Source organism: Mesorhizobium sp. M0139 (assembly GCF_040322455.1).
Lineage (GTDB): Bacteria > Pseudomonadota > Alphaproteobacteria > Rhizobiales > Rhizobiaceae > Mesorhizobium.
On the sequence record NZ_JAMYTN010000006.1, the window covers coordinates 174,657 to 188,746 of the forward strand.

A 14,090-nucleotide genomic window follows, 5' to 3' on the forward strand; every position below is an offset into this window, starting at 1 on the left:
GGGTCTGTGGGTTATGAAACACATTGCAATTGGCATTCTCGGCGCCGCTGCGCTTGGATGGATGGCTTCGGCCGCGTCGGCGAGCACGCTCGACGACGTCAAGGCGAAAGGCTTCATCCAGTGCGGTACCAACACAGGTCTTGCCGGCTTCGCTGCGCCTGACGACAAGGGTGAATGGAAAGGCATCGATGTGGATTTCTGCCGCGCGGTCGCGGCCGCCGTCTTCGGCGACGGCACCAAGGTCAAGTTCACGCCGCTCAGCGCCAAGGAGCGCTTCACCGCACTGCAGTCGGGCGAAGTCGACATCCTGTCGCGCAACACCACCTGGACCATCAATCGCGATACGGCACTTGGCCTGAACTTCGTCGGCGTCACCTATTATGACGGCCAGGGCTTCATGATCAACGCCAAGAAGCTGCCGGGCGTCAATTCGGCGCTGCAGCTTTCGGGTGCGGCAGTCTGCGTGCAGAGCGGCACCACGACCGAGCTCAACCTCGCCGACTACTTCAAGGCGAACAAGATGGAGTACAACCCGGTCGTCTTCGAAAAGCTTGAAGAGGTCAACGCCGCCTACGACGCGGGCCGTTGCGATGTCTACACCACCGACCAGTCGGGTCTCTACGGCATCCGCCTGACGCTCAGCGCGCCGGCAGACCATGTCGTGTTGCCCGAGATCATCTCCAAGGAACCGCTCGGCCCGGCCGTGCGCCAGGGGGACGACCAGTGGTACCACATTGTCAAGTGGACCTATTTCGCGCTGCTGCAGGCAGAGGAACTGGGCATCACCCAGGCCAATGTCGACGAGATGAAGACCTCGGACAACCCGGAGATCAAGCGCGTGCTCGGCCAGGAACCCGAAACCAAGATCGGCACCGATCTCGGCGTTAGCAATGACTGGGTCGTCAACATCGTCAAGGCAGTCGGCAATTACGGTGAGATGTTCGAGCGCAATGTCGGCACCGGCAGCCCGCTGAAGATCGCGCGCGGCATCAATGCGCTGTGGACCAAGGGCGGCCTGCAATACGCGCCACCGATCCGCTGATCGAAATGCGATCCGGAAGGCAGATTGTCTGCCTTCCGGTTTCTCTTTGCAGGGGATGGGCAATGGCGTCGCAGGAAGTCCTACGCGAGGAGCCGAGCCGCGGTTCCTTCATCAACGATCCAAAAGTCCGTGGAGTTGTCTTCCAGGCGGTGGTTGTCGTCTTGCTGGTGGCGAGCGTCTGGTGGATTGTCCACAACGTCATCGACAATCTGCAGCGCCTGCACATTTCTTCCGGGTTCGGCTACCTGAAAAGCCGTGCCGGCTTCGATATCTCAGTCAGCGCCATCCCCTACAACTCGGACGATACCTATGGCAAAGCCATTGTCGTCGGGCTGATCAACACCCTCATCGTCGCCGTTGCCGGCATCATCACCGCAACCATCATCGGCTTCATCGTCGGCATCGGCCGTTTGTCGCACAACTGGCTGATCCGCAAGATCTGCACGGTCTATGTCGAGATTTTCCGCAACATCCCGCCGCTGCTGGTGATCTTCTTCTGGTATTCGGGCGTGCTGGCGGTCTTGCCCGTGGTGCGTGAAAGCATCAACCTGCCATTCGGCTCGTTTCTCAACCAGCGCGGCTTCTATCTTCCTCGTGCAATCTGGGGTGATGGCTCCTGGCTGATCTTTGTCGCCTTGCTTGTCGGCATCGCCATGGCATGGTTCGTCGCCCGCACGGCGCGCCAGCGGCAGATGGCGACCGGTCAGCAGTTTCCCGTATTCTGGACGTCCCTGGCGCTGATCGTCGGCCTGCCGATTCTGGCCTATGCGCTGAGCGGCTTTCCCCTGACCTTCGATTTTCCGAAGCAATCGACCTTCAACCTGGCCGGCGGTTTCCACATCGGGCCGGAATTCCTGTCGCTCTATCTGGCGCTGTCCTGCTACACAGCCTCCTTCATCGCCGAGATCGTGCGTGCCGGCATTCTCGGCGTCTCGAAGGGCCAGTCGGAAGCGGCTGGCGCTCTGGGGCTGCGGCCGGGATCGATCCTGCGGCTAGTCGTCGTGCCGCAAGCCATGCGCATCGTCATCCCGCCGCTGACCAGCCAGTATTTGAACCTGACCAAGAACTCGTCGCTGGCCATCGCTATTGCTTACCCGGACCTGACGGCGACCGCCGGCACAGTGCTCAACCAGACGGGGCAGGCGGTCGAAAACGTGCTGATCATGATGGTCGTCTATCTCGTCATCAGCCTGGTGACGTCGGCGGTCATGAATGTGGTCAACGCCAGGATGGCGCTGGTGGAGAGGTAAGGCCATGCAGGAACATGATACCGCTTGGGTGCGGACCGAAATGGCACTGGCGCAACAGGCGCCGGCCGGCGTGCGGGGGCCTATCGCCTGGGTCCGCAAGAACCTGATCGGTTCGGTGGGCGACACCATCCTGACCGTACTGGGCATCGCACTGGTGGTGATGATCCTGCCGCCAATCATCAACTGGGCCTTCATCAGCGCCCAGTGGGTAGGGTCCGATCGCTCGGTATGCGCCACGGCGGCGCAAGGCGGGGTTCAGCCGGATGGCTGGTCCGGCGCTTGCTGGGCGTTCGTCAACGCCAAGTTCGGCCAATTCATGCTCGGCCGCTATCCTATTGAGGAGCGCTGGCGGCCGATCCTGGTCGCCATACTGTTCGTGGCGCTGCTGGTGCCGCTGCTGATCCCGCGCGTGCCGCGCAAGGGGCTGAACGCGATCCTGCTTTTCCTGGTGCTGCCGATCGTCGCTTTCGTGCTGCTGGTCGGCGGCATGTTCGGCCTGCCGCATGTCGAGACGCAGCTATGGGGCGGCCTGCTGGTGACGCTCAGCCTGGCCTTTGTCGGCATTGCAGTGTCGCTGCCGTTCGGCATAGTGCTGGCGCTTGGTCGGCGCTCGAAGATGCCGATAGTCAAGATGCTGTGCGTCATCTTCATCGAATTCGTTCGCGGCATCCCGCTGATCACCGTTCTGTTCTTTGCCAGCGTCATGCTGCCGCTGTTCCTGCCCCCCGGCGTTTCCTTCGACAAGTTCCTCAGGGCGCTGATCGGCTTCTCGTTGTTTGCCGCCGCCTACATGGCGGAGGTGGTGCGCGGCGGCCTGCAGGCGATCCCCAAGGGCCAGTATGAGGGGGCGGATTCGCTTGGTCTCGGTTACTGGCAGAAGATGAACCTGATCGTGCTGCCGCAAGCGCTGAAGCTAGTCATACCCGGCATCGTCAACACCTTCATCGGCATGTTGAAAGACACAAGCCTGGTTATCATCATCTCGATGTTCGACCTACTCGGTGTCGTCAAGCAGAACTTCTCCGATCCCAACTGGGCGACGCCGCAGACCACCAAGTCCGGCCTGATTTTCGCTGCCTTCGTCTTCTGGCTGTTCTGCTTCGGCATGTCGCGCTATTCGATGTATACGGAACGCCGGCTCGACACCGGCCACAAACGTTAAAAACAAAAAAGGGGAACCTGCCATGGTCATAGAAAACGCCGTCAGCGCCGAAGAGATCAAGGTCGATGCCAAGAAGATGCACATCTCGACCACCGATGTCGCAATCGACATCATCGGCATGCACAAATGGTATGGCGAGTTCCATGTGCTGAAGGACATCAACCTCAAAGTGATGCGCGGCGAGCGCATCGTCATCTGCGGTCCTTCGGGCTCGGGCAAATCGACCATGATCCGCTGCATCAACCGGCTGGAAGAGCACCAGAAGGGCAAGATCATCGTCGACGGCAAGGAACTCACCAACGATCTCAAGAAGATCGACGAGGTGCGCCGCGAGGTCGGCATGGTGTTCCAGCACTTCAACCTGTTCCCGCATCTGACCATCCTGGAGAACTGCACATTGGCACCGATCTGGGTGCGCAAGACGCCGAAGAAGCAGGCCGAGGAAATCGCGATGCACTTCCTCAAGCGCGTCAAGATCCCCGAACAGGCCAACAAATATCCGGGCCAGCTGTCGGGCGGCCAGCAGCAGCGCGTGGCGATCGCGCGTTCCCTGTGCATGAATCCGCGCATCATGCTGTTCGATGAGCCGACCTCGGCGCTCGATCCAGAAATGATCAAGGAAGTGCTGGAGACGATGGTGGGCCTGGCCGAGGAAGGCATGACCATGCTGTGCGTCACTCACGAAATGGGCTTTGCCCGCAAAGTCGCCAACCGGGTGATCTTCATGGATCAGGGCCAGATCGTCGAACAGAACACGCCGGCCGAGTTCTTCGACCATCCGCGCCACGAGCGCACGAAGCTGTTTCTGTCGCAGATCCTGCACTGAGCATTTTCATGCGAAGCAAAAGAGCCCTGCCGTAATGCGGCCGGGCTCTTTTGCTATCTGGGGTCGGGGTTGATCTTCTCCATTGAAACACAAAGCCGCCGCCGCATGAGAAAAGCCCTGCGTTTCGTGGCCATGCTGATTATCGTGGTCGCGCTCGCTGCCACGCTCGGCACGCTGGTGCCGCGTCCGCTGTGGCCGGCGTCAGCGGCGGGTGAGGGCACGCGCCATATTCTGGTGCTGGAGAATCCGATCCACACCGACATCGCCATTCCCGTCGATGACGAGGTGCGCCGGCGCTTCCATTTCCTGGTCGCTGCCGGCATCCCTGTCGACGCCCCGGAAGTGCGCTACATCGTCTTTGGCTGGGGCGGCCGGGCCTTCTATCTGGAGACGCCGAGCTGGTCGCAGCTGAAAGCAGTGCCCGTCCTCAAGGCGCTGACACTGGACGCCTCGGTCATGCATGTCGATATCGCCGGGGCCATCGCCGAGCCGCACCCTGCTGTCACCGGTTTCGACATCGATGAGGAACGTTTTGCAGCGCTGCTCGACTATATCGACGCGAGTTTCCAGCAAGGGCCGCATGGTCCGGTCGTCATCGAGAACGCCGCCTATTCCAGCTTCGACCGCTTCTTCGAGGCGAACGGCCATTTCAACGCGCTTGTCGGCTGCAACACCTGGACAGCCGCCGGCCTGCGCACCGCCGGCCTGCGCACCGGCTGGTGGAACCCGCTGCCGGCCTCGCTGGGCTTGTCGATGCGGTTTTATAACTAGCAGTCCTTCATCGCACCGCGACAGTGTTGGATCTTTTGAAGTCAGCGGGACAGCACTCCCCTCTGGCCTGCCGGCCATCTCCCCCGCAAGAGGGAGATCAGCCGTTTTGCCCGCGCTCCTGCTGCAACGCCGGCGATTTTGGCGAAGGCGACGGCGACATCCAATCTCCCCCCTTGCGTGGGAGATGTCCGGCAGGACAGAGGGGAGTGGGAAGGATCGCTACGTCGACGATCTAGACTGCCGAGTGTCCGCTCGCCATCCATAGAGCCAATCGAGGTCGGCGGCGAGCTTGTCGGGCGAGCGCATGGCCAGGAACAGATTGCGGGCGATCGCCACCGGGCCGGCAGCATGCCAGGCGAGGCGGTTTACGGCCCCACGACGCGCGGCCTTGGCGACACGCGGCCGCCGAAGATTTTCCCAGATTCGAAAACTTCTGGGCAGATCGCCAGGGAAATCGGCGATAGCGTCGGCAAGCGTGATGGCATCCTCGATCGCCATTGCCGCGCCCTGCGCGGCAAACGGCGTCATCGCGTGCGCGGCGTCGCCGATCAGCGCGATGCCCTGCGGGCTCGTCCACCGCTTCTGTTCGACGGTGTGGATCGGAAAGGCCGTCCATGGGCCGGCCAGTGCCACAAGCTTCGTCAGGCCCGGCGCGGTGCCGCGCAGGGCAGCCGTGAGGATCGCGGGATCGGCATGGCCTGACCAACCTTCCGCCATGCGCTCGCCCTTGGTGAAGGCGGCGAGATTGAAGGCCCGGCCTTTGCTGACGGGATAGGCGACCATGTGGAAGCCTGGATGCAGGAACGTGGTGACGCAGTCGGCGGCGCCGATCGCGACAAAGGCTTCGCCGGCGGCGCTCTCGGCCGCGATCGTGACTCGCCAGGCGAGTTCGCCCGAAAAACGGCTTTTGACGAAGTCCTCGCCTGCGAGTTGCGCCCTGACTGCCGACCAGACGCCGTCGGCGCCGACCAGCAGTTTGCCGCGTGCCTCGATCTCGCGGCCGTCCACTTCGGCGGTCACGGCGACATATTGCGCGTCTTTGACGATGCCGGTCACGCGGGCGCCGGTGATGAGCTCAATCTCCGGCCGTTCGGCCATTTGCGCCAGCAGCGCTGCCTGCAGATCGGCGCGGTGAGCGACGAGATAAGGCGCCTGCCAGCGCGCTTCGGCGGCTTGCCCGAGCGGTACCCGCGCCAGTTCGCGCAGCGTCCCGGCGTCCTTGAGCACGACCGCTTCCGGCCGCAACGCTGCGGGCAGCAGCCGGTCGAGCACGCCGAGTTTTCCAAGAATGCGTGTTGCGTTGGGCGAAAGCTGGATGCCGGCGCCGGCCGCGTCTAGGTGCTGTGCCTGTTCGATCAGCTTTACCGGATAACCCCGTCCGGCGAAGGCAAGGGCAGCGGTCAGCCCGGCGATGCCGGCCCCGGCGATTATGACCTGCCGGGACCTGATGTCTTCCATCGGGCTTGTCGCGGAAGGATCAGGCGGCCTGGTCGATATAAAGGCAACCGGCCGGCAGCGTTTCCGTCGCCCTCAGCTTCGGCGAATAGCGGTAGAGCGTCGAGCAATAGGGGCAGACCTTTTCATTGTCGTCGCCCATGTCGAGGAACACATGCGGGTGGTCGAAGGGCGGGTTGGCGCCGGTGCACATGAATTCCTTGACGCCGATGTCGATTGCCGGATGGCCCGCATCGTTCTGGAAATGGGGAATGGAACCGCCTGCCATCGTCGTCTCCTTGATCTCGTCGAAAAGCATCTGGAACATAACAGGCCTGTTTGCAAGATCGATGAAATGAAACTGTCGCAAAAGCCTGTCAGAGGATACGGTGAGCCGGTTAAGTGCATGTCCCTGAAATCGGAATGGTTTTCGCCGAAGGGCCATGCGTCAAAAAAGCGTGTTAGAGGCATGGCACGTCCAGCGGCGCTCCAAGGGACGGTTGGCGGGGAAGAGCAGGAACCATGAACGAACTGAAGCCGGTGCAGAGCGAATTCATCAATGTCGAGGTGGCGAGCCCCGAGGGCGGCAACCCCGATCGGTTCGTCAACCGTGAGTTCTCCTGGCTGCAGTTCAACCGGCGTGTGCTCGAGGAATCACAGAACGAGCACCATCCGCTGCTCGAACGCGTCCGTTTCCTGTCGATTTCGGCCGCCAATCTCGATGAATTCTTCATGGTCCGCGTCGCCGGCCTTGCCGGCCAGGTGCGCGAAGGCATTGCGCTCAAGAGCCCCGACGGCCGCACGCCGGAGCAGCAGCTGGAACAATTGCTGCGCGAGGTCGAGCGGCTGCAGGAGGACCAGCAGAACAGCCTTTCAGCGCTGATGCTGCTGCTCAACAAGGAAGGCATAGAGAGCATCACCCGCGATGCACTAACCAAGGATGAGAAAGTCTGGCTGGAAGACCATTTCCAGGACCAGGTCTTCCCGGTCCTGACTCCACTGTCGATCGACCCGGCGCATCCGTTTCCGTTCATTCCCAATCTCGGCTTCTCGATGGCGCTGCAATTGCGCCATCGCAAGAATGGCGAGGAGATGAGCGCGCTTCTGCGCCTGCCGGTGGCGCTGAAGCGCTTCATCCGTCTGCCCGACCGCAAGCAGCACGTTCGCTTCATTCCACTGGAGGAGGCTGTCGGCCTCTATATCGGCAAGCTGTTCCCCGGCTATGAGGTCAAGGGTTCAGGCACCTTCCGCATCATCCGGGACAGCGATATCGAGGTCGAGGAAGAGTCGGAAGATCTCGTGCGCCTGTTCGAGACGGCGCTGAAGCGCCGCCGCCGCGGTTCGGTCATCCGCATCGAATTCGACAAGTCGATGCCCGGCGAATTGCGCGAGTTCGTCGCCGGCGAGCTTGGCGTCTCTTCGAGCCGCATCAGCGTTCTGACCGGCCCGCTGGCGCTCAGCCAGATTTCCGAGATCGTCGCCGTGCCGCGCGACGACCTGAAGTTCACCCCCTACAATCCACGCTTTCCCGAGCGCATCCGCGAGCATGGCGGCGACTGTTTCGCGGCCATTCGCGAGAAGGACATCGTCGTCCACCACCCCTATGAATCCTTTGACGTGGTGGTCCAATTCCTGCGCCAGGCGATGGCCGACCCGGAGGTGGTGGCGATCAAGCAGACGCTCTACCGCACCTCCAACGACAGCCCGATCGTGCGCGCCTTGGTCGACGCGGCCGAGGCCGGCAAGTCGGTAACCGCCCTGGTCGAGCTCAAGGCGCGCTTCGACGAGGAAGCCAACATCCGCTGGGCGCGCGACCTCGAACGCGCCGGCGTCCAGGTCGTGTTCGGCTTCCTCGAACTCAAAACCCATGCGAAAATGTCGCTGGTGGTGCGGCGCGAGGACGGCAAGCTGCGTAACTATGTGCATCTCGGCACCGGCAACTACCATCCGGTGACAGCGCGCATTTACACCGACCTGTCCTTCTTCACCACCGATCCGACGATCGCGCGCGATGTCGCCCAGCTGTTCAACTTCATCACCGGCTATGCCGAGCCGACCGATGAGATGCGGATCGCCATCTCGCCGTTTACGCTGCGCAGCCGTATCCTCAAGCACATTGCCGACGAGGTCGCCTACGCGCTGGCTGGCCGTCCGGCGCGCATCTGGATGAAGATGAACGCGCTCGTCGATCCCAACATCATCGACGCGCTCTATGACGCCAGCCGTGCCGGCGTCGAGATCGATCTCGTCGTGCGCGGCATCTGCTGCCTGCGGCCGCAGGTGCCCGGCCTGTCGGAAAACATCAGGGTCAAGTCGATCGTCGGCCGCTTCCTCGAACACAGCCGCATCTACTGCTTCGGCAACGGCCATGGCCTGCCGTCGGACGAGGCGATCGTCTACATTGCCTCGGCCGACTTGATGCCACGTAATCTCGACCGCCGCGTCGAGACCATGGTGCCGATCACCAATCCAACGGTGCATGAACAGATCCTTGGCCAGATCATGCTGGGCAACATCATGGACAACCAGCAAAGTTTCGACGTATTGGCTGACGGAACCTCCCGGCGCGTCGTGCTGGAGGAGGGTGAGGAACCGTTCAACGCGCAGGAATATTTCATGACCAATCCGAGCCTGTCGGGACGGGGTGACGCGCTGAAGTCGCATGCGCCCAAGCGCATCGCGCAGTTCAAGCGTCGCAAGAAGAACACCGGCTGATGATTTCAACGTCCCAAGGCCGGCTGCAGGATCGCCGGCCGCTGTCCATCATCGACATCGGCTCGAACTCGATCCGCCTTGTCGTCTATGAAGGGTTGGCGCGCTCGCCGACCTTGCTGTTCAACGAAAAGATGCTGGCCGGCCTCGGCCGCGGCATCGTTTCGACCGGCAAGCTCGATCCCGAGGCGGTGACGCGCTCGATGGAGGAGTTTCGCCGTTTCCGCGCGCTCTCCGATCAGGCGGGTGCGGAGCACATGTTTGTGCTGGCAACGGCCGCGGCCCGCGAAGCGATCAACGGCCCCGATTTCATCCACCGCGCCCAAGATGTGCTCAAGACCGAGATCCGCGTGCTCACTGGCCGGCAGGAGGCGCATTATTCGGCGCTTGGCGTCATTTCGGGCTTCCACCCCGCCAATGGCATTGCCGGCGATCTTGGCGGCGGCAGCCTGGAGCTTATCGACATCAATGGCGAGGCGATCGGCGACGGCATCACACTGCCGCTGGGTGGCCTGCGGCTGCAGGACATGGCCAGGAATTCGCTCGCCCAGGCGGCAAAGATCACCCGCGACGAACTGGCGCGCGCCAAATTGTTGAAGGGCGGGCTGGGACGGCCCTTCTACGCCGTTGGCGGCACCTGGCGAAACCTTGCCCGGCTGCACATGGAAATGACCAACTACCCGCTTGGCGTCATGCACCACTATGAGATCGGTGTCGAAAGCGCCGCCAATTTCCTGAAGCAGGTGGCGAAAGGCGAGATCGAGAAGGTCAAGGGCATCGAAGGTGTGTCGAAGAACCGCCGTTCGCTGCTGCCCTATGGCGCGGTCGTGCTGCAGGAGATCATGGCGGCGATGCAGCCGTCGAAGATCATCGTCTCGGCATTGGGCGTGCGCGAAGGGTTTCTCTATTCGCTGCTCGACCCTGCCGAGCAGAAGGCCGATCCGCTGGTCTCCGCTTCGGAGGAACTGGCGCGGCTGCGGTCGCGCTCGGTCACCCATGCGCATGAGCTAGTCGAATGGACGGACAAGACCTTTGCCGCCTTCGGCATCGACGAGACGGAGGATGAGGCGCGCTATCGCCACGCTGCCTGTCTGCTGGCCGATATAGGCTGGCGCGCACACCCGGAATATCGCGGCAAGCAGTCGCTCAACATCATTGCCCACGCGTCCTTCATCGGCGTCGATCACCCCGGCCGTGCCTTCCTGGCGCTGGTCGGCCTGTTCCGCCACGAAGGCGTGTTCAACGATGCGGCGCCGGAAATCCGCGGCCTGGCGACGCCGCGCTATCTCGAGCGCGCCCGCATTCTGGCGGCGGTGCTGCGCGTCGTCTATCTGCTGACTGCGGCTATGCCCGGCGTCATGCCGCGGCTGAAATGGGAAAACCGCGGCAATGGCACGTTGGCGCTGGTGCTGCCGGCCTCACTTTCCGATCTTTACGGCGAACGCCCGGCCGGACGGTTGGCGCAACTGGCGCGGATCACCAACCGCCGTCTGGTGCTGGCGGTCGAGGGTGGGCAGAGCGTGTCGGTGAAGTAGGCGCGGCCTGACAGCAAAACCATGTCGTCGTCGGCCTCGCGTTCGAGCACCGGCTTCCTCAATCCGTCGCTGCTTCGCAGCGCCACCTCCCCCTCCGGAGGGAAAGGGAAGGGAGCCTCGTTGGAAAGCGTTGGCGGCAATAGGCTCGCGCCCTTCCTCTACCCCGTCGATCGGGGGAGAGGTGGCTCGACGAAGCCGAGACGGAGTGGGGGTCGACCTGGCACGGGCGTCGATGGTTCAACCGGGACGATATTTGACGATATCAGACCGCGGCGCGGCGCCCGTCGATCGACCAGGCCCCGGCGCCGGCCATGGCTAGCGCCAGGAATCCACCGGCGATGGCAATATCCTTCATCAGCATCTGCTGGTGCAGGAAGGTGAGCATCGGGTCATCGCCGCCCTGGCCGTAGTGGCCGATGGAGCCTGCAACGATGCAGAAAGCGGCAAGAAGTATCGCAACGACCGGCGTCTGAAAGCCGACCAGTATCAAGAGACCGGCAATCAACTCGAACAGCCCGGTGCCCCAGGCGGCAAGCGTCGGCAATGGCATGCCGAGGCCGGCGAAATAGCCGGTCGTCCCGGCAATGTCGGCGAGCGCGTGGTAGCCGGAGGGAACGAGCAGGGCGGCGAGCAGCAGCCGGGAAATCAGAAGCAATGCATCGCGGGGCATGGTCATCTCCGTTGTCTGTCCGCAGGCTGTTTCGAGACCGATCCTAGCAGGGATGGGGCGGGCGCGCGCTTGGGCAGACAACGAAAAAGCGGCGTGGAAAATTCCACGCCGCTTTTTTCAGGCTTGGGAGGGAAAGCTCAGCCGCGCTTGGCGTCGATCGAGTAGGCGCCAGGGCCCGAGGAAGCCAGCAGCAGGAAACCGCCGGTGATGGCGACGTTCTTCAGGAAATGGATCATCTGGTTCTGGTCGGCCCAGCCGGTATGGGCGACAAAGGCCGAGGCGATGGTGAAGACCGCGAGCACCCAGGCGGCGATGCGGGTCTGAAAGCCAACGAGCACGGCAAGGCCGCCGAGCAATTCGATCAGGCCGACGACAATGGCCGTTATGGTCGGCACCGGCAGGCCCATGGCGCCGAAATAGCCGGCGGTGCCGGAAATGGCGGTGAGCTTGCCGAAGCCGGAAAGCAGGAAGATGGCGGCGAGCAGGATGCGGCCGAGCAGGATGGTGGTGGAGCTGTTGGACGCGATGCCGGCGCCGGCAGCGGAAGTGTTGATGGACATGGTGGCTCTCCGAAAAGGGTTGATGTCCCGTCAGATAGACCAAGCCGACTGTTCACCAAAGCCGCCAGTCCGGCGACACATTGTTCACAGGACGTACATTTCGGGATCGTTCGACCGACGCGAAATTCTTGTCGCGGCCAGCAGCGGCGGGAGCAAATTGTCCCGCCACACAATTCGGATTTCTAGTTGACGCAATTCCAAAGAGGAAGGGCTGCGCGCTTCGAGGAAGGCACTTCCCCTGGAATCGCTTAACCCGGATGCGTCATGTCCTCCGGCCGCACCAGCCGGTCGTAGTCTGCCTCGCTGACCAGCCCGGTGGCCAGTGCTTCCTCGCGCAAGGTGGTGCCCTTCTTGTGCGCGGTCTTGGCGATCTTGGCGGCATTGTCGTACCCGATCGTCGGCGCCAGCGCCGTCACCAGCATCAGCGAGCGGTCGAGCGCGGCCTTGATGTTGTCTTCGCGCGCCTCGATGCCGACGACGCAATTGTCGGTGAAGGAGATCGAAGCGTCGGCCAACAGCTGCACCGACTGCAGGAAGTTGTAGGCCATCAGCGGGTTGTAGACGTTGAGCTCGAAATGGCCCTGGCTGCCGGCGAAGGTCAGCGAGGCGTTGTTGCCGAACACCTGCACGCAGACCTGCGTCAGAGCCTCGCATTGGGTCGGGTTGACCTTGCCCGGCATGATCGAGGAACCCGGCTCGTTTTCCGGCAGCGACAGTTCGCCGAGGCCCGAGCGCGGGCCGGAGCCGAGGAAGCGGATGTCGTTGGCGATCTTGAAGAGGGCGGCGGCCGCCGCGTTGATGGCGCCATGCGAGAACACCATGGAATCGTGCGCGGCGAGCGCCTCGAACTTGTTCGGCGCGGTGACGAAGGCAATGCCGGTGATTTCGGCGATGCGCGCCGCCACCTTTTCCGCAAAGCCGACCGGCGCGTTGAGGCCGGTGCCGACGGCGGTGCCGCCCTGCGCCAGTTCCTGCAGGCCGGGCAGCGTCATCTCGATGCGCTTGATCGAAGAGGCCACCTGCGCGGCGTAGCCGGAAAATTCCTGGCCCAGCGTGAGGGGTGTCGCGTCCTGCGTATGGGTGCGGCCGATCTTGATGATGTGGGCGAAGGCCTTCGTCTTGACCTCGAGCGCAGCGTGCAAATGCTTCAGCGCCGGCAGCAGATCGTGCACGATGCGCTCGGCGCACGCGATGTGCATGGCTGTCGGGTAGGTGTCGTTCGACGACTGGCTCATATTGACGTGGTCGTTAGGGTGCACCGGCTTCTTCGAGCCCATGACGCCGCCCAGAAGTTCGATCGCCCGGTTGGAGATCACCTCGTTGGCGTTCATGTTGGACTGCGTGCCCGAGCCGGTCTGCCACACGACCAGCGGGAAATGATCGTTCAGCTTGCCGTCGATCACCTCTTGCGCCGCCTCGATGATCGCCTTGCCGACTGCCGGATCGAGCCGCTTCAACTCAATATTGGCTTCCGCCGCCGCTCGCTTGACGATGCCGAGCGCACGCACGATCGAGGCCGGCTGCTTTTCCCAGCCTATCCTGAAATTGCCGAGGGAACGCTGCGCCTGCGCGCCCCAGTAACGGTCGGCGGCAACCTCGATGGGGCCGAACGTGTCGGTTTCGGTTCTGGTCCTGGCAGCGGTCACTTGTCTCTCCGACGATCGAATTCGGCAACGGCGTATCGCGTTGCACAATGGCCTTCAAGCAGAGATTGCGGCCGGCAGGCAGTAAATCGGTTGAAGCGGTAGCGCCGGCCTTCGGGATCCTGCACCCTCCACTTTCTTGTGAAGGAAATTGCTCCTCAGTGCGGCTTGATCCCATGAAGTGGACGGAAACTTGCGGATTTAGCTCGATGAGATCATGTCGAGCTGGCGGATTGCTCTACGCAAACTTCCCCCAGGATCAGCAATGCGCAATTCATGTCTACCTACTCTACCTACGAGCGACGCTGCCACACAAACTACCATCCGTGCCGGCGTCTCACTGGCAACAGCAGCGATGAGGTAGCTTATGCACTTGTCCTTCTGTTCAGTTTCCGACCAAAATCCAACATCGCATCCGGATCGAGCTTCGGATCGCGAAGCCGAGAATTTCAAGTCCACCCTGGGAGCGCCTCCACATAGCCTCG

12 protein-coding genes are annotated in these 14,090 nt (G+C 62.5%); 7 read left to right on the forward strand and 5 right to left on the reverse strand.

Going from position 1 to position 14,090, the window contains the following annotated elements:
• Positions 1–13: 13 nt before the first annotated feature.
• The 5 genes from NKJ58_RS12390 to NKJ58_RS12410 all read left to right on the forward strand — a co-directional run bounded on the left by NKJ58_RS12390 (position 14) and on the right by NKJ58_RS12410 (position 5,051).
• Complete coding sequence (locus NKJ58_RS12390) at positions 14–1,042, forward strand: amino acid ABC transporter substrate-binding protein (RefSeq protein WP_023684327.1); 1,029 nt, start codon at positions 14–16, stop codon at positions 1,040–1,042.
• Between the two features lie 62 nt (positions 1,043–1,104).
• Positions 1,105–2,292 (forward strand): amino acid ABC transporter permease, encoded by a 1,188-nt coding sequence (locus tag NKJ58_RS12395; protein WP_023684326.1) that lies wholly within the window; start codon positions 1,105–1,107, stop codon positions 2,290–2,292.
• 4 nt (positions 2,293–2,296) lie between these two features.
• Entirely contained in the window at positions 2,297–3,454 is a 1,158-nt protein-coding gene (locus tag NKJ58_RS12400) for an amino acid ABC transporter permease (RefSeq protein ID WP_023684325.1), read from the forward strand.
• A gap of 22 nt (positions 3,455–3,476) precedes the next feature.
• Positions 3,477–4,280 carry an amino acid ABC transporter ATP-binding protein gene (locus tag NKJ58_RS12405; protein WP_023671483.1) on the forward strand — a complete coding sequence of 268 codons (804 nt, stop codon included), beginning with the start codon at positions 3,477–3,479 and terminating at the stop codon, positions 4,278–4,280.
• Between the two features lie 105 nt (positions 4,281–4,385).
• The gene (locus tag NKJ58_RS12410; RefSeq protein ID WP_023727880.1) at positions 4,386–5,051 is read left to right on the forward strand and encodes a TIGR02117 family protein; all 666 of its coding nucleotides are present in this window, start codon (positions 4,386–4,388) and stop codon (positions 5,049–5,051) included.
• A gap of 219 nt (positions 5,052–5,270) precedes the next feature.
• Here the strand turns inward: NKJ58_RS12410 and NKJ58_RS12415 are convergent, their stop codons facing one another.
• Entirely contained in the window at positions 5,271–6,509 is a 1,239-nt protein-coding gene (locus NKJ58_RS12415) for an FAD-dependent monooxygenase (RefSeq protein ID WP_023730440.1), read from the reverse strand.
• Between the two features lie 19 nt (positions 6,510–6,528).
• Positions 6,529–6,774: a zinc-finger domain-containing protein gene (locus tag NKJ58_RS12420; RefSeq protein WP_023730441.1), complete on the reverse strand. Its 246-nt coding sequence runs from the start codon at positions 6,772–6,774 to the stop codon at positions 6,529–6,531.
• Between the two features lie 233 nt (positions 6,775–7,007).
• Between NKJ58_RS12420 and NKJ58_RS12425 the strand changes: the two genes are divergently transcribed.
• The gene (locus NKJ58_RS12425; RefSeq protein ID WP_023700662.1) at positions 7,008–9,200 is read left to right on the forward strand and encodes an RNA degradosome polyphosphate kinase; all 2,193 of its coding nucleotides are present in this window, start codon (positions 7,008–7,010) and stop codon (positions 9,198–9,200) included.
• Positions 9,200–10,732: an exopolyphosphatase gene (ppx, locus tag NKJ58_RS12430; protein WP_023697723.1), complete on the forward strand. Its 1,533-nt coding sequence runs from the start codon at positions 9,200–9,202 to the stop codon at positions 10,730–10,732. The genes NKJ58_RS12425 and ppx overlap by 1 nt, the downstream gene beginning before the upstream one ends.
• A 262-nt stretch (positions 10,733–10,994) precedes the next feature.
• Here the strand turns inward: ppx and NKJ58_RS12435 are convergent, their stop codons facing one another.
• The 3 genes from NKJ58_RS12435 to fumC all read right to left on the reverse strand — a co-directional run bounded on the left by NKJ58_RS12435 (position 10,995) and on the right by fumC (position 13,608).
• The gene (locus NKJ58_RS12435) at positions 10,995–11,402 is read right to left on the reverse strand and encodes a DoxX family protein (protein ID WP_023712732.1); all 408 of its coding nucleotides are present in this window, start codon (positions 11,400–11,402) and stop codon (positions 10,995–10,997) included.
• A 137-nt stretch (positions 11,403–11,539) separates the two neighbouring features.
• Positions 11,540–11,962 (reverse strand): DoxX family protein, encoded by a 423-nt coding sequence (locus NKJ58_RS12440; protein WP_023671490.1) that lies wholly within the window; start codon positions 11,960–11,962, stop codon positions 11,540–11,542.
• 248 nt (positions 11,963–12,210) lie between these two features.
• Positions 12,211–13,608 carry a class II fumarate hydratase gene (gene fumC, locus NKJ58_RS12445; RefSeq protein ID WP_352519817.1) on the reverse strand — a complete coding sequence of 466 codons (1,398 nt, stop codon included), beginning with the start codon at positions 13,606–13,608 and terminating at the stop codon, positions 12,211–12,213.
• Positions 13,609–14,090 lie beyond the last annotated feature (482 nt).

Bases quoted from the DNA above. Each gene is read 5' to 3' on its own strand.
- NKJ58_RS12420 (WP_023730441.1), bottom strand. From the start codon at position 6,774: ATGGCAGGCGGTTCCATTCCCCATTTCCAGAACGATGCGGGCCATCCG.
- NKJ58_RS12425 (WP_023700662.1), top strand. From the start codon at position 7,008: ATGAACGAACTGAAGCCGGTGCAGAGCGAATTCATCAATGTCGAGGTG.
- NKJ58_RS12440 (WP_023671490.1), bottom strand. From the start codon at position 11,962: ATGTCCATCAACACTTCCGCTGCCGGCGCCGGCATCGCGTCCAACAGC.
- NKJ58_RS12395 (WP_023684326.1), top strand. From the start codon at position 1,105: ATGGCGTCGCAGGAAGTCCTACGCGAGGAGCCGAGCCGCGGTTCCTTC.
- NKJ58_RS12410 (WP_023727880.1), top strand. From the start codon at position 4,386: ATGAGAAAAGCCCTGCGTTTCGTGGCCATGCTGATTATCGTGGTCGCG.
- NKJ58_RS12415 (WP_023730440.1), bottom strand. From the start codon at position 6,509: ATGGAAGACATCAGGTCCCGGCAGGTCATAATCGCCGGGGCCGGCATC.
- NKJ58_RS12405 (WP_023671483.1), top strand. From the start codon at position 3,477: ATGGTCATAGAAAACGCCGTCAGCGCCGAAGAGATCAAGGTCGATGCC.
- NKJ58_RS12390 (WP_023684327.1), top strand. From the start codon at position 14: ATGAAACACATTGCAATTGGCATTCTCGGCGCCGCTGCGCTTGGATGG.
- NKJ58_RS12400 (WP_023684325.1), top strand. From the start codon at position 2,297: ATGCAGGAACATGATACCGCTTGGGTGCGGACCGAAATGGCACTGGCG.
- NKJ58_RS12435 (WP_023712732.1), bottom strand. From the start codon at position 11,402: ATGCCCCGCGATGCATTGCTTCTGATTTCCCGGCTGCTGCTCGCCGCC.
- ppx (WP_023697723.1), top strand. From the start codon at position 9,200: ATGATTTCAACGTCCCAAGGCCGGCTGCAGGATCGCCGGCCGCTGTCC.